Origin of the sequence: Zhongshania sp. (assembly GCF_029212375.1) — a bacterium.
In the GTDB taxonomy this organism is placed as follows: domain Bacteria; phylum Pseudomonadota; class Gammaproteobacteria; order Pseudomonadales; family Spongiibacteraceae; genus Spongiibacter.
Genome location: NZ_JARGNU010000004.1, coordinates 40,352 through 58,588 on the forward strand (window position 1 = coordinate 40,352; position 18,237 = coordinate 58,588).

The 18,237-nt window shown below is 50.1% G+C and carries 16 protein-coding genes; 11 read left to right on the plus strand and 5 right to left on the minus strand.

What is annotated here, in order from left to right; all coding sequences use genetic code 11:
- The first annotated feature begins 25 nt into the window (after positions 1-25).
- The 7 genes from P1U47_RS05770 to P1U47_RS05800 all read left to right on the plus strand — a co-directional run bounded on the left by P1U47_RS05770 (position 26) and on the right by P1U47_RS05800 (position 6,851).
- The gene (locus P1U47_RS05770) at positions 26-808 is read left to right on the plus strand and encodes a sulfite exporter TauE/SafE family protein (protein ID WP_301027669.1); all 783 of its coding nucleotides are present in this window, start codon (positions 26-28) and stop codon (positions 806-808) included.
- Positions 809-978: 170 nt separating this feature from the next.
- Positions 979-1,392, plus strand: coding sequence for an alternative ribosome rescue aminoacyl-tRNA hydrolase ArfB (arfB, locus tag P1U47_RS05775; RefSeq protein ID WP_301027670.1), 414 nt, complete (start codon positions 979-981; stop codon positions 1,390-1,392).
- 254 nt (positions 1,393-1,646) lie between these two features.
- Positions 1,647-2,279: a TetR/AcrR family transcriptional regulator gene (locus P1U47_RS05780; protein ID WP_301027671.1), complete on the plus strand. Its 633-nt coding sequence runs from the start codon at positions 1,647-1,649 to the stop codon at positions 2,277-2,279.
- Between the two features lie 260 nt (positions 2,280-2,539).
- A complete protein-coding gene (locus P1U47_RS05785; RefSeq protein ID WP_301027672.1) occupies positions 2,540-4,696 on the plus strand; it encodes an FAD-dependent oxidoreductase in 2,157 nt (718 codons plus the stop codon).
- A gap of 1 nt (position 4,697) precedes the next feature.
- Entirely contained in the window at positions 4,698-5,501 is an 804-nt protein-coding gene (locus tag P1U47_RS05790) for a DUF547 domain-containing protein (RefSeq protein WP_301027673.1), read from the plus strand.
- A gap of 2 nt (positions 5,502-5,503) precedes the next feature.
- Positions 5,504-6,202, plus strand: a complete 699-nt coding sequence (locus P1U47_RS05795; RefSeq protein WP_301027675.1) for a TIGR04283 family arsenosugar biosynthesis glycosyltransferase — start codon at positions 5,504-5,506, stop codon at positions 6,200-6,202.
- Positions 6,195-6,851, plus strand: a complete 657-nt coding sequence (locus P1U47_RS05800; RefSeq protein WP_301027676.1) for a TIGR04282 family arsenosugar biosynthesis glycosyltransferase — start codon at positions 6,195-6,197, stop codon at positions 6,849-6,851. The genes P1U47_RS05795 and P1U47_RS05800 overlap by 8 nt, the downstream gene beginning before the upstream one ends.
- 101 nt (positions 6,852-6,952) lie before the next feature.
- On the opposite strand, the gene P1U47_RS05805 is transcribed toward P1U47_RS05800, so the two are convergent.
- The 4 genes from P1U47_RS05805 to P1U47_RS05820 form a co-directional block, all read right to left on the minus strand.
- The gene (locus tag P1U47_RS05805) at positions 6,953-7,936 is read right to left on the minus strand and encodes a PHB depolymerase family esterase (protein WP_301027677.1); all 984 of its coding nucleotides are present in this window, start codon (positions 7,934-7,936) and stop codon (positions 6,953-6,955) included.
- Between the two features lie 242 nt (positions 7,937-8,178).
- Positions 8,179-9,045 (minus strand): metal-dependent hydrolase, encoded by an 867-nt coding sequence (locus P1U47_RS05810; RefSeq protein ID WP_301027678.1) that lies wholly within the window; start codon positions 9,043-9,045, stop codon positions 8,179-8,181.
- 425 nt (positions 9,046-9,470) lie between these two features.
- Positions 9,471-10,082, minus strand: coding sequence for a hypothetical protein (locus tag P1U47_RS05815; protein ID WP_301027679.1), 612 nt, complete (start codon positions 10,080-10,082; stop codon positions 9,471-9,473).
- Positions 10,083-10,185: 103 nt separating this feature from the next.
- Positions 10,186-12,486, minus strand: a complete 2,301-nt coding sequence (locus P1U47_RS05820) for a TonB-dependent receptor (RefSeq protein WP_301027680.1) — start codon at positions 12,484-12,486, stop codon at positions 10,186-10,188.
- 952 nt (positions 12,487-13,438) lie between these two features.
- On the opposite strand from P1U47_RS05820, the gene trpE reads away from it, so the two are divergent.
- The 4 genes from trpE to trpC are packed head-to-tail and all read left to right on the plus strand — an operon-like array spanning position 13,439 to position 17,374.
- Positions 13,439-14,935, plus strand: coding sequence for an anthranilate synthase component I (trpE, locus tag P1U47_RS05825; protein WP_301027681.1), 1,497 nt, complete (start codon positions 13,439-13,441; stop codon positions 14,933-14,935).
- Positions 14,935-15,519, plus strand: coding sequence for an aminodeoxychorismate/anthranilate synthase component II (locus P1U47_RS05830; RefSeq protein ID WP_301027682.1), 585 nt, complete (start codon positions 14,935-14,937; stop codon positions 15,517-15,519). Before trpE ends, P1U47_RS05830 begins: the two co-directional genes overlap by 1 nt.
- 2 nt (positions 15,520-15,521) lie before the next feature.
- Positions 15,522-16,571: an anthranilate phosphoribosyltransferase gene (trpD, locus tag P1U47_RS05835; protein WP_301027906.1), complete on the plus strand. Its 1,050-nt coding sequence runs from the start codon at positions 15,522-15,524 to the stop codon at positions 16,569-16,571.
- The gene (trpC, locus tag P1U47_RS05840; RefSeq protein ID WP_301027684.1) at positions 16,568-17,374 is read left to right on the plus strand and encodes an indole-3-glycerol phosphate synthase TrpC; all 807 of its coding nucleotides are present in this window, start codon (positions 16,568-16,570) and stop codon (positions 17,372-17,374) included. Before trpD ends, trpC begins: the two co-directional genes overlap by 4 nt.
- A 110-nt stretch (positions 17,375-17,484) precedes the next feature.
- On the opposite strand, the gene crp is transcribed toward trpC, so the two are convergent.
- Positions 17,485-18,123, minus strand: a complete 639-nt coding sequence (crp, locus tag P1U47_RS05845) for a cAMP-activated global transcriptional regulator CRP (RefSeq protein WP_301027685.1) — start codon at positions 18,121-18,123, stop codon at positions 17,485-17,487.
- Between the last annotated feature and the right edge of the window lie 114 nt (positions 18,124-18,237).

Genomic DNA, 18,237 nt, shown 5'->3' on the forward strand with positions numbered 1-18,237 from the left:
GTCGGAACTTAGGGGTGTGGTGTACATGGCTGATATGAGCGTTTTCTCAGGGCTAAATCCTTGGTTTGTGGTGTTATTGCTTGTTGTGGGGGTGGTGGCGGGGATTATTAATACCTTGGCTGGCGGCGGCTCAAATTTAACTTTGCCAGCGCTGATGGTGATGGGTTTACCTGCCGATGTTGCCAATGCCACCAATCGCGTTGGGGTGTTGATGCAGTCGTTGAGTGGGGTGAGGGATTTCGACCGCCACGGGCAATTGGCGCGCGATGATATTTGGGGTGTATTAAGGCCGGTATTACTCGGCTCAGTATTTGGCGCGGTGGCTGCTGCGTTTGCACCGGCCGAGTTTTTGAAGCCTGCGTTACTTTTGGCTATGGTGACCATGGCCTTAATTATTCTTGTTATGCCCAGTGTGGTTGCGCCGCCCTTAGGAACCCCTACAAAACGGGTTGCAGACAGCCAACAGGCGGTTTGGGGCTTGTTCTTTGCTGGGATTTACGGTGGCTTTGTGCAGGCGGGTGTGGGGTTTGTATTAATTACCGCGTTAGCGGGAGGCTTGCGCTACGATCTAGTAAAGACCAATGCCCTGAAAATGCTGTGCACGGCGGCATTGACGATTGCCGCGCTGGCGGTATTTATTTGGCAGGGGCTGGTGGCGTGGCTACTAGGCATTATTCTCGCTTGTGGTTCAGTTGTTGGTGCCAAAATTGGCGTGCGCTTGGCATTAAAAACGAGCCAACGCGGTCTAAAGTGGTTCTTATTTATTATGACCGTAGTAGCCAGTGTATTTGCATTGTTCAAGGAGTAATAAATTTGCTGTTTCGGTTTTGGCTAATGCAGGGCGCTTTGTAAAATGCGCGGGTTAAGTTGTCGCCAAGCCTTGCTACAATGAGCATATAAATTTGAATCTTTTAAATAGGCAGGGTGTAAAAAATCATCGTGTTATTAGGGCCGTAGCCTCGACGTTGAGTAGTGATTATGATTAGTCTTTCCAGCCATCTCATTATCCCCAGTGATGAAATTGATATAAGTGCGATCCGCGCTACGGGGTCCGGCGGGCAAAACGTCAATAAAGTGTCTACCGCTATTCATCTGCGCTTTGATGTAGTGAATTCTTCGCTGCCCGATTTTTATAAGCAGCGTTTGCTCAATTTAAGCGATCAACGGATAACCTCCGATGGCGTGATTGTCATCAAAGCCCAAACCCACCGCACCCAAGAGAAAAATCGTCAAGAAGCCTTGGATAGACTGAAAGACTTGATTTTGGCGGCCACGGTGATAAAAAAGAGCCGCCGCCCGACTAGGCCAACAAAGGGTTCGCAATTGCGACGAGTCGACAAGAAAGTTAAGCGGGGCCGAACTAAGTCGTTGCGCGGTAAACCGGTGCTATAAAATCAGGCCGGTATTTGGCGCTTAAACGTAGCGAAAGCGTGTTTTCTTAGTGCCTTACTTCGCAATGGTGCTTGAGTGATATTTCAGCTGCGGGCAAAAATTCCCTGTATAGTCAGCTTCAGTGTTGTGCAGCTAGATGAATGCGATATATGTTCTGAATAGGTGATTAAGGTATTGTTTTCTAATAAAATACCCAAAACATACGCAGAGCGTAGTGTCAGTAAATAAAGCTGATATTGATAAGAGGTAGGCAGGTGGCAAAGGAAAAAAAAGCACTCAATAACGGCACTGAGGTGAAAGTGCGGGCTAAGCGAATGTCGCCAGAGGCTAGGCGTCAGCAGATACTGATGTGCGCGGTAGATGTTTTTGCTGCTCAGGGCATCGAAAAATCGACCCACGCGGATATTGCTAAGCTGGCTGGCGTGGCCAGCCCAACCGTATTTCATTACTTTCCGACGATGGAAGATCTGCAATCTGCTGTTATTAAAGAGGTGCGTCGCTTCCTGTTGGAGGGTTTTGTGTTAGTTCGTACGCATGTTGACTCGCCCGCGCATGAGCGTATTGAGGATATGTTAAATTCCTTCGGGCAAGCAGTGGATACGCATCGCAGCTATATTACTATATGGCTAGAGTGGAGTGGTTTCACCAAGGGCTATATTTGGGAGCTGTATCAGGAGTTTTATGCTGCAACTGTGTTGGCCTTGCGGAAATTACTGCTAGAGGGTCGCGCCGACAATTCGATATCGCCAAATTTGCAAGCTGCCGATGCCGCCAGAGTTGTGCTGGGTATGGCCCATACAATTGCGCATATGCGCTTTTGTGGCAGTGCACCGAAAACCGTCCACAAAACTATTCACTCCTTGGTTTCTGGTTATATCGCCCCTTAATCTTCTTGAACTGATGCGCGGTTACTCCCGCGCTTAATCGTAAGCGGCGCGGCGTTGGGAAATACGCCCGGCCTTGAATAAAACGCTATTTGTTCACCGCTCCAGTCTGTATTTGTCGTATTGAAAATAATAATGAAGCCTCGCGGCGGCGATCCTGCCGCAGAATCTAAATACCGATGTGCTGCGTATCCCTATTAATCCGATTTAACTGCTATCTTTAGCTTGGATTGATATTCATTGCCCGTATTACCGAGTTATTAATGAAAACAAAAATACTACTCTTGTGCTTGATTGTGTTGGGTGTTGTTGGCTTTTTTGCCGCCGATGTTGATCGCTATCTGAGTTTGGAGGGCATAAAGCCTGTTCAGGCCGAGATTGCCGCACTGCGCCTAGAACGGCCGCTGGTGTTGGCAGCGGGACTGTTTGGTGCATATGTTGCGATTGCCGCTTTGTCGCTGCCTGGCGCGGCGGTGATGACGCTTTTGGTGGGCGCCAGCTTTGGCTTGGGTTGGGGAATGCTGATTGCCTCCTTTGCCTCGAGTGTTGGTGCGACGTTGGCCTTTTTGATGACGCGCTATATCCTGCGCGACAGCGTGCAAAAGCGCTTCGGTGATCGCTTAAAAGCAATTAATGATGGCGTTGCGCGCGACGGTATTTTCTATTTGTTTAGCTTGCGCCTAGTGCCGGTTTTCCCTTTCTTTCTCATAAATATGTTGATGGCGCTAAGCCCAATTAAGGGCCGCCATTTTTATTGGGTTAGTCAGCTGGGTATGTTGCCGGGCACCTTGGTGTATGTGAATGCGGGGAGCCAGCTTAGCGACTTAAAAAGTTTGTCAGGTATTTTGTCGCCAGCATTGCTTGGCTCGTTTGTGTTGCTGGGGGTATTTCCGTTCATTGCCAAGTGGATTTTGGGCTTTATTAAAGCGCGGCGGGTGTACGCGCGCTGGACGCGCCCCGCGCATTTTGACCGCAATCTGATTGTGATTGGTGGTGGCGCGGCCGGCTTGGTTAGCGCCTATATTGGCGCAGCAGTTAAGGCCAAGGTTACCTTGATAGAAGCTCATAAAATGGGCGGTGACTGTCTAAATTACGGTTGCGTGCCCAGTAAAGCCCTTATTAAAACCGCCAAACTCGTTAATCAGCAGCGTCACGGCGAAATCTATGGTCTGGATAGTGATGTGCCGGCCGTTGATTTTAGAAAGGTTATGGCCAGAATTAAAAACGTGATTGCGCAAATTGAGCCCCACGACAGTGTTGAGCGCTACACCGAGTTAGGGGTGGAGGTTATTGCTGGTTATGCCACCTTGGTGGACCCGTGGACGGTCGATATTGCCTTAACCACTGGCGGTAGTCAGCGCCTCACATCCCGTTCAATTATTATTGCCGCCGGTGCCCAGCCCGCCGTGCCGCCACTGCCGGGATTGGACGAGGTCGGCTATTTGACCAGTGATACTTTGTGGGATGCGCTGGCCGATCAAGCTGAGCCACCGCGGCGTTTAGTGGTGCTAGGCGGTGGCCCAATTGGTTGTGAATTGGCCCAGGCCTTTGCGCGGTTAGGGTCGGCGGTGACGCAAGTGGAAATGTTACCAAGATTAATGATCCGTGAAGACGATGACGTGGCGGCGGCAGTGGCTCGCTCACTCGTTGCCGATGGCGTTGACGTGCGCTGCAATAGCAAGGCGCTGCGCTGTGAACAAGACAATGGCGTAAAACAGCTCGTAGTACTGAATTCCGGCGGCGAAGAAGAGGCGATAGCCTTTGATACCCTAATTTGCGCGGTTGGCCGCAGTGCCCGCCTGACGGGCTATGGTTTAGAGGCCTTGGGTATTGATACTGCGCGCACCGTTAAAACCAATGCCTACCTAGAAACCATCTACCCCAATATTCTCGCGGCGGGCGATGTGGCTGGGCCGTATCAGTTTACCCATGTCGCCGCGCACCAAGCGTGGTACGCGGCGGTAAATGGCCTGTTTGGCGGGTTTAAGAAGTTTAAGGCCGATTATTCCGTTATCCCCTGGGTAACCTATGTTGACCCCGAGGTGGCGAGGGTGGGCTTAAGTGAAGCCGAAGCCGCTGAGCAGGGCATTGCCTTTGAGGTGAGCCGCTACGGGATAGATGATTTAGACCGAGCTATTTGCGACAGCCAAGCCGAGGGCTTTATTAAGGTACTTACCGTGCTGGGTAAAGATCGCATCCTTGGGGTGACTATTGTGGGTGCGCAAGCAGGTGAACTGCTTGCCGAATACGTGTTAGCGATGAAGCACGGTTTGGGCCTGAAAAAAATTCTCGGCACCATTCACAGTTATCCCAGCATGAGTGAGGCTAATAAATACGTGGCCGGTGAGTGGCAAAAAGCTCATGCGCCGGAATGGGCGTATAAATATCTACGGGCTTTTCATCAATGGCGTAGGGGGTGATATGAGGTCGCTGACACGCGTAGTTTACTTAGTATTACTGGTGGTATGCCCGCCGCTGAATGCGGCTGATGTTTCCCATAGCCAGTGGAATCAACTGCTGCAAGAAAACGTGCAAATGGGGCCTCGGGGGCAGCAAAGTAGGGTTGATTACGCCGCCTTTAAGCGAAACGAGACAGTATTAGACAACTATCTAGCGCGGCTCAGCGGTGTTAGCCAGCAGAACTTTGAAAGTTGGCCTGACGACGCCCAGCTCGCATTTTTAATCAACGCCTATAATGCGTGGACGGTAAAGCTGATTTTGTCTCGCTACCCAAAGTTAGACTCCATTAAAGACATTGACTTTTTTTGGTCTTCACCGTGGTCAAAACGTTTTATATCTCTACTCGGTGAAACCCGCAGCCTTGACGATATCGAGCATAAACTGATTCGCGGTACCGCCCGTTACGGAGAACCCCGTATTCATTTCGCAGTAAATTGCGCCAGTATAGGCTGTCCGGCTTTATTGAACAGGGCGTATAAAGCCGAGACCTTAGAGAGCCAGTTAGATACGGTTAGTCGCAATTTTTTAAGTGACCGGCGGCGCAATGGTATGGTTGACGGTGTGTTGGTGGTGTCGCCGATTTTTAAGTGGTATGTGCAAGACTTTAGTAAAGGTTGGCAGGGCGCTACCTCTTTGCGCGCCTACTTAGCAATTTATGCTAAGGCGTTAGGCCTAAGCGATTCCGAAAAGGCGCAACTTATCTCCGGAAAGCTTGCCATAGCCTACAGTAATTATGATTGGGCCCTGAATGATGTGGGTGAATAAATATGAGCTTGAGCGACTCGGATGTCGTGCTGTCGGTTATTGTACCGGTACTCAATGAGGCAGGCGTACTACCAGAATTGCTAACTGAATTAGCTGTGCAGTGCGAGCAATGCCAAGTCGGTGTTGAAATTATTTTTGTCGATGGTGGCAGCAGTGATAACTCGGTAGGCTTAATTGCTGCCAGCGCTTTTCGGGTGGTGGTTGGTCCGCAGGGGCGGGCTAGGCAAATGAACTTTGGCGCAGCTGCCGCAGCGGGTTCTAATCTCTTGTTTTTACATGCCGATACTCAATTGCCCGACTGGGCATTTTCGCGGGTCATCACCGCCTTGCAAAGTGGTGTGTGGGGGCGTTTCGACGTTCTTATTCGCGGTGATGCCCCAATGTTTAAAGTTATCGCGTGGTTTATGAATTGGCGTTCGCGGCTCAGCGGTATTGCCACTGGCGACCAAGGTATCTTTGTGCGCGAAGCCGCCTTTATTGAGGCGGGTGGCTTCCCCGATCAACCACTTATGGAAGATATTGCCCTGTCGGCCTTGCTGCGTGAGCGAGAGGCGCCGGTGTGTTTGCGCAATAAAGTGGAAACCTCGGGGCGGCGTTGGCAGGAACGAGGAATTTGGCGAACCATTATTTTAATGTGGCGGCTGCGCTATCTCTACTGGCGGGGTGTGCCCGCCGAGCAATTGGTGAGTCGCTATGACTGAGGTCGCGCCGTTACCGCGAGTAGTGGTGCAATTATTTGCCAAGGCTCCCGTTGCCGGTCGGGTGAAAACTCGTTTGATTCCGGCGCTTGGCGCTGAGGCGGCAGCGGCCTTGGCCGCGCGGATGTTGGCCAATAGCTTGGCTGTATGTCAGCAGGCAATGGCCCAGTCCGCTGCGCAATACACACTGGCTGCTGAGTTGTGGGCAGCCCCAAATATCGATTCTGCAGATTGGCTTGGCGTGGATGTTCCCGCTGAGATGGCGGTGTTTAGCCAGTGCGAGGGAAATTTGGGCGCGAGAATGGCCACCGGCGTTCGCTATGGTCTTGAACGCAGCGATGGCGTTATTTTGATCGGAAGCGACTGCCCTGAGATTTCGGCGGCAAGCTTACACTGGGCAGCCCAAGGCTTGCTTAGCCACGACAGTGTGATGATTCCAAGTGTTGACGGTGGCTATGCCTTGCTCGGGTTGCGGTGCTACTTGCCAAGTTTGTTTTCGGATATGCCGTGGAGTACGGCGCGCGTGGCTAGCCTTACTCGTCAGCGTTTGGACAATAGCGCGATGCGGCTTTTAGAGCGGCCAGCCGTTCACGATATTGATGAGGCCGCAGATTTAGTGCATTTGCCGTCAGCGTGGACAGAGTATGAGTAATGAGCGCTGCGCCAGCCGGCGTAAGCGTGTGCTGTTTACGGCGTAAAGTAGCTTGCATTAAGCCTGCCCTTTTAAGATTACTCCCTTACGGCTGGCGCCACTTATTGCTTGTCTAGCTGCCGTGCAAAAAACGCCCAAATTTCTTCTGGTCCATTAATTTCCACACTCGTCTTACCTAACAGCCGCATTGGCCGGTATACCTCTTGAGGGATCACATGGCCGCCATCGGTAATGGTGTAAAGGATAACTTCTGGGCGTCTGCGGTCGCGCCACGCGTAGTATTTGGTGCTGGTCGGGTCGTTGGCGCGGGTGTTTTTAAAATTTTTAATTTCCGTGGGGCCGCCGATATAACCGGCTAGGTGCGCAAAATATTCGGCACTGGTTACCGCAGATTTAACGTGGCCTCGGTTGGCAATGCCAAATAAGCTCACTAGGCCGCCGTAATAAGGGTTAATTGGGTCTTCGGTGCCGTTCATGATGAGTACCGGCACGGCGACACCAGATTCGCTGCAGGCGAGATTGTCAGCAGCGGGTAAGCTCGCCGCGATGGCCGCAATACCGGCAACACTGTGGGGACGTTCAAGTGCAAAGCGGAAGCCGAGTTGACCGCCACTAGAATAGCCTGCGATGAAGGTCTTGTTTAGGTCGGTGCTTAGGCGTTGGTGCACTTGTAAGGTAATGGCCTCGATAAAATTCAGGTCATCGATCTGCTCGTTGCGGGCTGGGTAGCTGGCCGCTTTGCGGCAATCGTTCCAGTTATTTTCATATCCAAAGGGGTAGGCAAGCGCAAAGCCGTGTTGCTCGGCGAGTTGCTCAAATTGGTAGCCACTGAACATGCGAATATCGTCTCCCGATTGCAGCGAGCCATGGAGCATGACTACCAGCGGTGCATGGCTGGGGAGATTGGCAGGTATGTACAGGCTGTAACTGCGCGCCAGGCCACCAACTTGAATTTGGATTTGCTGTAAGTTGGCCAGCTCGCTAGGAGGGGATACTGCTGGCGAATACGCATAGTAAAAGACGCTGGCAAGTCCGCTGAAAATAAATAGCGCTAAGCTTAAATAGCTTATTTTGGTTTTAAGCAAGGGGCTTTCCTTGTGACGGCAGTGATCCGCTTTTTTATGCGTGTGAGATTTAACTTCGGCTTGGTCTACGTTTGCCGTGCTGGTAATTTCACCTAAAAGCCCTTCGCTGGCAAGTGGTGGTGAAATTATAGCGCTGTATTGTAGGAGCTTTTGGGGAGTGGGGGCTGCAGATACTAATAAGCCGGCATGGACGCCGGCTTGTTCTTTACGCTAGGGTGATTTTGACATCACGCTACTCTAATTTAAACGGTCTCGCGAGCACGTGCCGCCATTGCGTTTAAGTTAAGAGTTTCTGAAGCGACTTTCAATACCGCTTCGCAGCCCTTAGGTTCTTTAAGATTCTTGGGGTTATACCAAGGACTAAAGGCGCGCAATAGGCGTGGTGTAATAAAGAAAAACATGCCTGAATAAGACTTAAATTTACGAACAAATCCTTTGAATCCAGCATTAACACGTCCGGCTTCAATGTCTTGTTTGAGCATGTATTCACTAAGTGGTACTGCAAAGCCAATTAGGTGCGAAGTGGCTTTAATTATGCCGCCAAGACGTCCCCAGTAAGTACCGTAAAGTGCTTCTACCACATTAAACGCACAGCTGCGGTGTTCGAACTCTTCTGATAAGTGCCAGCGCCACAAAGACAGGGTAATCAAATCAACGTCTTGATCTTTCAAGCGTTTGTTGGCTTGTACCAAAAAGTAGGCAGCAAAAATAGGGCCAGCGGTTTCAAAGCCTTCGGCGTATAGCATGGCGTGGCGCAGGCCGTAATTTTTGTCGAACCGCTCGTAGTCGGCCTTTAGGCGATCGGTAAATTTATCCATTTCAGGGTAAAAACCAGTGGCCCGTACCATATCGTTGTACTTCATATGGGTTTTGGAATGGTTGGCTTCTTGCTGGCAAAACAACTCGCAATCCGCAAACAGTGAATCACTGCCTTCGGGAAGCATTTTTTTAGCTTTGGCAAGGGCGCGAATCAAATACCCTTCAAGCAGCGGTAACCCAATGCTTACGGCATTCCAGAATTGCGCGAGTTCTGGGTCGTTGGGGATCCAGTCAATTCGGGCGTCAGAAAAGTCGACGTCTATTTTGCGCGCTTCAGGTTTGATGTTCATGGGGCACCTCTTTATTTGATGTTGCTGTGGCGGCGAGTTTGAGTAATATACATTTTATTGATCTTGGAGTCAATAACGGTGGTGTAAATTATCTGCACATGAGCGATGTGGGTTAAGAGGGGAGTGAATGCTTTAAATATGGCTGTCGGTTTTGGCAGGGCGCAACTATTAATCTAGGCTTTAGCGCGGCGGTTATCCGAGTATTAAGACTGCATTTTGCTTGGCGTATTTGTAGGGTGCGTTTAATTTCTTTATGACGAAATATATGGGGTTCGAGTGTTTAGGTATAAATCTGAATTAAACTGAGAGAGAAATTTTTACGCGAAGGGAGCGGGTATTGCTAAGGGTTTACTTGTGCCTCGGTGAGCCCGCTTTGGTAATTACCCCCAAGGCAACAAAGGCCAAGGGGGTAGTCTTTAGTACACTTACAGGCTAAGTGGGAATGCCATCGTTACAATGGGGATTCCTGGCGCTATGGAGCCGCCATTGGTGCCGTCTAGCGCAGTTGTTAAAATTGTTCCACCCGCTACAAAATAATCAACCAAACCGGCTGGATTCTCTAGTAGCACGGCAAGGACTGGTGCTGCCGCGGTTCCGGCATTTACACCGAGCTCATTCACTGTAGATAATACTGCTTGCGGCTCACCTATGGCGCCAAAAACAATGCTAGTGACTACGGCTTGTCCGCCCGCTAACTGGGTCAATTCAGTTGTGGTCGGCAGTAAGCTAGGAAGAAAGTCTCCGCCTACGATATAGGCAAGTGCTGGTCCCAATACTGGGATACCCTCAAGGCCGCCACCCAAAGCACCTAAATCGCCAAGCAACGGCAGGGCGCCAAGGCCAGGTAGTGAGCCAGCGCCAGATAGTGACTCAAGGCCAATAGGTAGTGAGCCAAGTGATGGCGCGTTGATTGCGTCAAAGCTTAAAGCGCTGCCAATATTTGTTAAAAATGCAACATTGGGTACTTGAGAGTAACTTGCGCTACTGCAGAGTAATGCCAAACCTGCTACCGCAAGCGTGTTCTTTAATTTATTCATTATCGTCTCCAGTATTATTTACAATAACATCATATTTCTTTATTTGAGTGTGAGCCGTGAATCGGCTCACACTTCTAACTAATCAAGTTAGCTTTAAAAATACTTAGTAGCTGTATTCAATGCCTAGGCCATACATACGCGGAGGAGCATAAGATTCACCCACACCAAAGTCCTGACGGAACTTTTGCAAATGACTTACTTCATTGTTCAGGTTAGAACCCCAAGCATACAGCTTAAGATTGGTCTCGGGATCAAATAAGCTGGCACGCGCGTTTGCTTTGACATACTCCTCTTCTGGTACGTTGTTGTTCGGGTTAAACCAGAAACCAGAGTTGTAGTAGGCGCCGACGCCAACTTCACCTTCGAAGCGTGAAACAGTAAATGAGTAAGCGATATCTACTGTGCCGCTGAAATCAGGTGTACGAACCGTATCTTTACCGGAGCAATCGAAGGTCCGCTGTAAGCCTGTTTGCGGGTCGAAACCAGTACATTCAAACTCTGCATACTCACCTTGCAACCAAGTTCCGGCAAAGGTCATTCGCAAGCCATCAATTAAACCGGTGTAGGTGATTTCAGCTTCGGCACCTTTAACGGTGTATTCAGAGGCATTCTCTAGACGGGTTACACCGCCACTTGCTAACGATAGTATCTGTGAGTGACCATTTTTAACGGTTGTCGTAAATGCCGCTAAATTTGTCCGCAAATCACCATCAAACCAATCTGCCTTTAAGCCAATCTCGTGAGACTCAGCTTCTTCTGGTTCAATTGCTTCTGGGGCTGCGTTGATGTTAAGTGCATTATAGTTACCGGACTTAAAGCCAGTTGTGTAGCTATAATAAACCATCGACGTATCGTTGTAGCGCCAGTCAACACCTGCGCTCGGGTTGAAGTCTGTCCACGTTGTCGATTCAGAAGGGTAGTCGAATGCGCGAATGTAATTGGTTGAGCCAATTAATGGCAGTCCCTGTGCGCGTGCATCTACCCACGACTCGGTGATTTCGCGCGTCTCATCGGAGTAGCGGCCACCAATTCGAGCGGAGATAGAGTCGGTTATGTCGAAAGTGAACTCAGCGTAAGCAGCGAAAGCGTCGGTTTGAACGCCACCGTATAATACGGCGTTAACCGTTTCGGTGTCGGATAGGCCGAGCGCACCCAGTCCTAGCTTGCTTACTAATGTATTTAGTGCGTTCAGATCAATACCTGTGGCGCCATCAACAACAGCAACTGCGTCAACATAGATCGGAGTGCGCTGGTCTTTAAAGGTATCCTCAAGATAGATACCGCCAACCCATGAGAACCAATCTGGACCCCAGTCAGTAGAGTTGAAAACAAACTCGACTGAATCTGTGTCGGCAGTGTTTGGAACGGCCTCGATAATAAGTACTTTCTCTTGAGATAGATCGAAATCCCAATAGATGTTACTGAAAAATTCGGTATGACCAAACAATACCTTGGTGTTCACGTATTCGGTGAGAATATCAAAAGAGATTTGGCTAGAAACCGACTCCATCTCTGTGAACACTTCGGTGCCCACACCGGTTTCCCATGGGTCGTCATTTTCAGTTAACAGTGCTTTGAATGCTGGGCTAACTTCTGAGTTAGTTAATGGAACGCCGTCAGCTGATGAATGGCGTATTTTATAGGTGCTGGCGTTAACTTCTAACCAGTCAGCTGGCTGCCAACGAGCAGCGAATTTATAGCCGCGGTCATCGTAATCTTTATGCTTTTGGCTAGGGTCTGGCGTGTAGGTTAGGTAGGTTTCGCGATTGGTGTACATACCTGAAATGCCAACAGCAAAATTATCGCCGATAGGGCCAGACAAATGCGCTTTGCCCTTCAGTAGGTTGAAGTTACCGCCTTCCACGCCAACAATGGCCTCTACGTCTTGATATGACGGTTTTTTAGTTTCAACTACGATGGCACCACCCACTGCATTACGACCGTAGAGTGTACCTTGTGGACCTTTTAGAACGTTTACGGATTCAACTACGCCCAGTGACTGTGCTTGGCTGGATGTATAGGTTATATACAAGCCGTCCATATAGGTCGCAACGCTGGAGTCAATTGGCCCTTGGAATGCGTCTGAACCGATACCGCGCAGGAATATCAAGCTGTAACTGGCCATCTCGGTCACAATCAGACCTGGCGTTACATTCTGTAAGTCCTTGATATCCGAAATACCTTTAGCGTTCAGCTCTTCGCCACTGTATGCAGCAATACTGGTAGAAACGTCCTGTGCGTTGGCAGACATTTTCCGTGCGGTAACTACAACTTCTTCTAGGCTGTTTTTACTGAAACTTAAAGACGAGCCCAGCGACATGGCAATAAACAAGCCAATTGCGTGCGCTCCTACAGATTTTCCCGCACTGGCTGAAATTCCTGTGCTACTTGATTTTGTTATCATTAACCCTCACCTCGATAAGCGTACCGCACTCTTAGTTGCAGTAATTTTGATGCAATTTTATCTATAGAAACGAGCCAAATTAGCCTTAAATTACACCTAGCTTATTTTCTCAGTAATTCGAGACAGCATAAGGTTCGTCTGCGCCTAATTTAACGCTATTGATTTGAGAGTCAATAGAGTTGTCTCGTAATCGCGTGAGCAATACACCTGTTTAGCTTGTGGTTATTGTCTGCTGGGTAGTTAGATGTGTTTATAAGTCATTGTTTTTTTGGAAATAAATATCAAGAAGTAATAAGGTTTTATTTTTTTGCCGAGGGCAAAATATATTGATCTCGAGGTCAGCAACGGTATTGCTGTTCACTCAATAGTGCATAGGGCTGCAGGGTTTTACGTTTAATTCCGTGACGGAGTCCACACACTTTGCGTGTGTTTTTAACTTGGGCGTCTGAAGATGCTTGGGTTATATTTTATTGTGCGTGGTCGCTGCCCAATAATTTTGGAGTAGATATAGCTGTTGGCCACGGGAGTGCCGAGTTGTATTTTACATTATCGCTCGGCTCGGGAGAGTTTAGCTTGAGTGCCAATACTGCTGGCAATTACTCAATTATTTCCATTTAGTGAAATTCTCCTTATAAAACACAAAAATGCCTTGTTATCATGAGGTTGCTTTTGATTCGGTAACGCTTAATGCCAGCCTCGTCAGTATCGCTTAGCCGTCAAATCCGTCGGTCTGTTATTAATAGCTAAGTTGGGGCCGTCGCAGGTTTGTTTTTGAGGTTTCCCCGTTCGCTAGCCTCGGTTACAATGAACCCAATTCTAATTTTAGTGTGATGAGTCTGAAAAAATGGTGCATAAGGCCCGCATAACACCGCTGAGTGATTGCCGTCGATGGCGATGGTAGCTATTGCAGACGCAAATTAGCCAGCCAACCCACCATTTTCAAGGAATTATCATGCAAGCCCAGCGATATAATGAACTGGCGCAGCAAAGCTATAACCGTATTCCGGTTTACCGCGATGTGCTCGCCGACCTCGATACCCCACTTAGTGCCTACCTGAAACTCGCCGCCGAGCCTTATAGTTTTCTATTTGAGTCTGTTCACGGCGGTGAAAAATGGGGGCGTTACTCCATTATCGGCCTTGGCGCTCGCACCGTATTACGGGCCGAGGGCTTAAAGGTCACGATTCACCGCGACGGTAAGCTCATTGAGTCTCACCACTGCGAAGATCCGCTGGCCTTTGTCGAAGCCTTTCAGGCACGCTATCAAGTACCCGACTTAGATGAACTGCCAGCTTTTTACGGCGGCTTGGTTGGCTACTTCGCCTACGATTGCGTGCGTTATATCGAACCCAAGTTGATGGCCACCACCCCACCAGATGTGCTCGGTACACCAGATATCCTATTAATGGTGTCTGAAGAGCTGCTGGTTTTCGATAACCTGTCGGGCATCGTCAAAATTATTACCCACGCTGATCCGGCAGACAGTAATGCTTACGGCAAGGCCCAAGAACGATTGGATTCCTACGAGCAGATGCTCCGCGGTTTGTCGCCCATGCTGCCGACCTTGAACTTAGAGGCCGATGGCGTTGCTGAAACCGACTTTGTATCGAGCTTTGGTGAGGATAAGTTCAAAGAAGTGGTCGAGAAAGTACGAGATTACGTACTGGCCGGCGACACCATGCAGGTGGTCTTATCTCAGCGACTAAGTATTCCTTTTAATGCCTCGCCGCTGAATTTTTACCGTGCTCTGCGTCACCTTAATCCTTCGCCCTATATGTACTACCTTAATTTGGAAGATTTCCATATTGTTGGTTCCTCGCCAGAAATTTTAGCGCGGCTAGAAGACGGTGAAGTTACGGTGCGGCCCATAGCTGGCACTCGCCGTCGTGGCCACAACGACGCAGAAGATCTCGAGCTCGAGAAGGAGTTGTTGGCGGACCCCAAAGAAATTGCCGAGCATTTAATGCTTATCGATTTGGGCCGCAATGATGCTGGCCGTGTCGCCAAAACCGGTACTGTTGAGCTTAGCGATAAAATGGTGGTTGAGCGCTACTCCCACGTGATGCATATCGTGTCCAATGTGCGCGCCCAGGTGCGCGATGATATTACCGCGATGGATGTGCTGCGCGCGACCCTGCCGGCGGGCACCTTGAGCGGCGCACCGAAGGTGCGGGCCATGGAAATCATCGACGAATTAGAACCCGTTAAGCGCGGCGTATATGGCGGCGCGGTGGGCTATTTAAGCTGGAACGGCAATATGGATACCGCCATCGCCATCCGTACTGCGGTTATAAAAGATGGTCAGCTTCATATTCAGGCCGGTGCCGGTATCGTTGCCGACTCCCAGCCGCGCTTGGAATGGAAAGAAACCATGAATAAGGCGCGGGCGGTATTTAAGGCGGCGTCTATGGTGCAGAGTGGTGTGGCTAATAAAGAGGAGGCGTCATAATGTTATTAATGATCGATAATTACGACTCCTTTACCTATAACGTGGTGCAATATTTTGCCGAATTGGGCGCCGAGGTCAAAGTTGTGCGCAATGACGAGGTGAGCGTGGCGGATATTCGCGTCATGGCGCCTAGTCATTTGGTGATCTCGCCAGGGCCCTGTACGCCAAACGAAGCGGGTATTTCCATGGCCGCCATCGAAGCCTTTGCCGGCGAAATCCCAATCTTGGGGGTTTGCCTTGGCCATCAAAGTATTGGCCAGGTGTTTGGCGGAAAAATCGTGCGTGCGCGCCAGGTGATGCACGGCAAAACCTCGCCGATGCACCACCACAATAGCGGTGTGTTCACGGGTTTAAATAACCCCTTGGTCGCAACTCGTTACCACTCTTTGGTTATTGAAAAAGCAAGTTTGCCAGACTGTTTGGAAATCACCTCGTGGACGCAGTTAGACGACGGCAGTGTTGACGAGATTATGGGTGTGCGTCATAAAACCCTTGATATAGAGGGTGTACAATTTCACCCAGAGTCGATTTTGTCTGAGCAAGGCCACGAACTGTTTAAGAACTTTTTGGAGCGCGGCGTATGAGCATGACGATTAAAGAAGCTTTGGGTCGGGTTATTCAGCACCTGAGTTTGACGACCGAAGAAATGGCGTCGGTTATGCGCGAAATCATGACCGGCCAGTGCAGTGACGCCCAGATTGCCGCGTTTTTGATTGCCCTGCGCATGAAGAGTGAGAGCATCGACGAAATTGAAGGCGCAGCAAGAGTAATGCGCGAGCTGGCTGTGCCAGTTGATATTAGTGGTCTGCACCATGTGGTAGACATCGTCGGCACGGGTGGCGACGGTGCCAATTTGTTTAATGTGTCCTCGGCCAGCACCTTTGTTATAGCGGCGGCGGGAGCGCGGGTTGCCAAACACGGCAATCGTTCGGTTTCTTCTAAAAGCGGTAGCGCCGACTTGTTAGAGACGGCGGGAATTCAGCTCGATTTGAATGCCGAGCAAGTGGCGCGCTGCATTCGCGAGGTTGGTGTAGGCTTTATATTTGCGGTTAATCACCACAAGGCGATGAAATACGCGATTGGTGTGCGCCGCGAAATCGCCCAGCGCACTATTTTTAATATCCTTGGTCCGTTAACTAACCCTGCCGGCGTTACGCGCTTGGTGTTGGGGGTGTTTAGCTCGGAATTGTGTCGGCCCTTAGCTGAGGTGTTGAAGCGCCTTGGCGCTGAGCATGTGATGGTTGTGCATGCTAAAGACGGTTTAGACGAGATTAGCCTAGCCAGCGCCACCGAAGTTGCCGAATTGAAAGACGGCGTGATTACTGAATATTTACTAAGCCCAGAGGATGTAGGGATCGCGAGCCAGAGTTTAGTGGGTTTAGACGTGGCGGATAGCGCTGAATCGCTGGCGTTGATTCGCGATGCGCTGGGTAAGCGCAGCACCGACGCGGCGAAGAAGGCGGCAGATATGATTGCCCTAAACGCCGGTGCCGCGCTGTACGTGGCGGGTGTGGCGACTAGTCTTAAAAATGGCGTCGCGCTGGCCGAAGACACCATTCACGGTGGTCAGGCACTAGAAAAAATGGGCGAGTTAGCCGCCTTTAGTCAAGGCTTGGTTGGCGGAGCACCGCAATGAGTTCAGCATTAAATACCCCCACCATTTTAAAAAAAATAATCGACCGCAAGCGCGAAGAAGTCGCCGAGCGCAGCGCCAAGGTGTCGATTGCCATGCTCAAAGAGCAGATTAAAACGGCCTCTGCACCGCGGGGTTTTGTGCGGGCGATGGAGGCTAAGTTGGCGGCTGGGCAGTCGGCGGTCATTGCCGAGATTAAAAAAGCCTCGCCGTCTAAGGGCGTAATTCGCGAGGATTTTCATCCCGCTGAGATTGCGGCAAGTTATGAGCGCGGTGGCGCGGCGTGTTTGTCGGTACTCACTGATGCTGATTTTTTTCAGGGTTGCGAGGCGTATTTGCAACAGGCGCGTGCGGCGTGCTCGCTACCCGTAATACGCAAAGATTTTATTGTCGATCCCTATCAGGTCTATGAGGCGCGGGCGATTGGCGCCGACTGCATATTGTTGATTGCTGCGGCGCTAAATGATACCGATATGGCGAGCTTGAATTCGCTAGCAGCGGAGCTGGGCTTGGACGTGCTGATTGAAGTACATAACGCCGAAGAGTTGGCGCGTACTTTACCGTTGGGCAATCGCTTGGTGGGCATTAATAACCGCAATTTGCATAATTTTGAAACCACCCTGCAAACTACCTTTGATTTACTGGCCGATATTGGCAGTGAGTTTTTGGTGGTAACCGAGAGCAGTATCCACACTGCAGTGGATGTTGCGGCGATGCGCAGCAAAGGTGTTAATGCATTTTTGGTGGGCGAGGCATTTATGCGCGCCGAAGAACCGGGTGCCAAATTAGCGGAACTGTTTAGCTGAGAAGTTGGATAAGTAGCAAAAAGTGCTAAGACAGGTGCTTCGCAATGGGGGGTAGATGCGATTAGCACTCGCTTTTGCATCTCCCGTTTCCCGTCCAGTATTAAGCAAACCTAGCGTGTGCCAAATACCACCATAGTTTTGCCTTTCACATTGACTAGTCCCTGATCTTCTAGGGTTTTTAGTACTCTGCCCACCATTTCGCGTGAACAGCCAACAATGCGGCCGATTTCTTGGCGGGTAATTTTAATCTGCATGCCGTCGGGGTGGGTCATTGCATCGGGTTGTTTGCACAAGTCGAGCAGGGTGCGGGCCACGCGGCCGGTAACGTCGAGAAAGGCTAGGTCACCCACTTTGCGGGTAGTTAAGCGCAGGCGTTTGGCCATTTGGCGACCCAAAGCCAGTAAAATATCGGGGTACTGCTCGCTGAGTTCGCGAAATTTACTGTAGCTAATTTCTGCAATTTCGCATTCGGTGCGGCTTTTTACTAATGCACTGCGGGTGCTTGGGCTGTCTTCGTCGAATACACCCATTTCGCCAAAAAAATCACCTTTGTTTAAGTAGGCAACAATCATTTCGCGACCTTCGTCGTCTTCTATGATAACGGTGACCGAGCCCTCAGTAATGTAAAACAGCGCGTCACTGGCGTCGCCAGCGTAGATTAGGGTGCTTTTACTTGGGTAGCGGCGGCGGTGGCAATGGCCCAAGAAGCCTTCGAGATTTGCGATTTCTGGTTTTAGCGGGTTCAGCACGGTTGTGGGGTCTCTTGATCAAGCAGAATGTCCAATGCGTGTGTAAGCAAGCCAGCTAAGTATGAACTGCTTTGCTGGCGATGGCGAGCCTGAATCCTAGGGTCTGTGGTAAGC

Coding starts and splice junctions, on each gene's coding strand:
- P1U47_RS05770 (WP_301027669.1), top strand. CDS start 26: ATGGCTGATATGAGCGTTTTCTCAGGGCTAAATCCTTGGTTTGTGGTG.
- arfB (WP_301027670.1), top strand. CDS start 979: ATGATTAGTCTTTCCAGCCATCTCATTATCCCCAGTGATGAAATTGAT.
- P1U47_RS05785 (WP_301027672.1), top strand. CDS start 2,540: ATGAAAACAAAAATACTACTCTTGTGCTTGATTGTGTTGGGTGTTGTT.
- P1U47_RS05790 (WP_301027673.1), top strand. CDS start 4,698: ATGAGGTCGCTGACACGCGTAGTTTACTTAGTATTACTGGTGGTATGC.
- P1U47_RS05795 (WP_301027675.1), top strand. CDS start 5,504: ATGAGCTTGAGCGACTCGGATGTCGTGCTGTCGGTTATTGTACCGGTA.
- P1U47_RS05800 (WP_301027676.1), top strand. CDS start 6,195: ATGACTGAGGTCGCGCCGTTACCGCGAGTAGTGGTGCAATTATTTGCC.
- P1U47_RS05810 (WP_301027678.1), bottom strand. CDS start 9,045: ATGAACATCAAACCTGAAGCGCGCAAAATAGACGTCGACTTTTCTGAC.
- P1U47_RS05815 (WP_301027679.1), bottom strand. CDS start 10,082: ATGAATAAATTAAAGAACACGCTTGCGGTAGCAGGTTTGGCATTACTC.
- P1U47_RS05820 (WP_301027680.1), bottom strand. CDS start 12,486: ATGATAACAAAATCAAGTAGCACAGGAATTTCAGCCAGTGCGGGAAAA.
- trpE (WP_301027681.1), top strand. CDS start 13,439: ATGCAAGCCCAGCGATATAATGAACTGGCGCAGCAAAGCTATAACCGT.
- P1U47_RS05830 (WP_301027682.1), top strand. CDS start 14,935: ATGTTATTAATGATCGATAATTACGACTCCTTTACCTATAACGTGGTG.
- trpD (WP_301027906.1), top strand. CDS start 15,522: ATGACGATTAAAGAAGCTTTGGGTCGGGTTATTCAGCACCTGAGTTTG.
- trpC (WP_301027684.1), top strand. CDS start 16,568: ATGAGTTCAGCATTAAATACCCCCACCATTTTAAAAAAAATAATCGAC.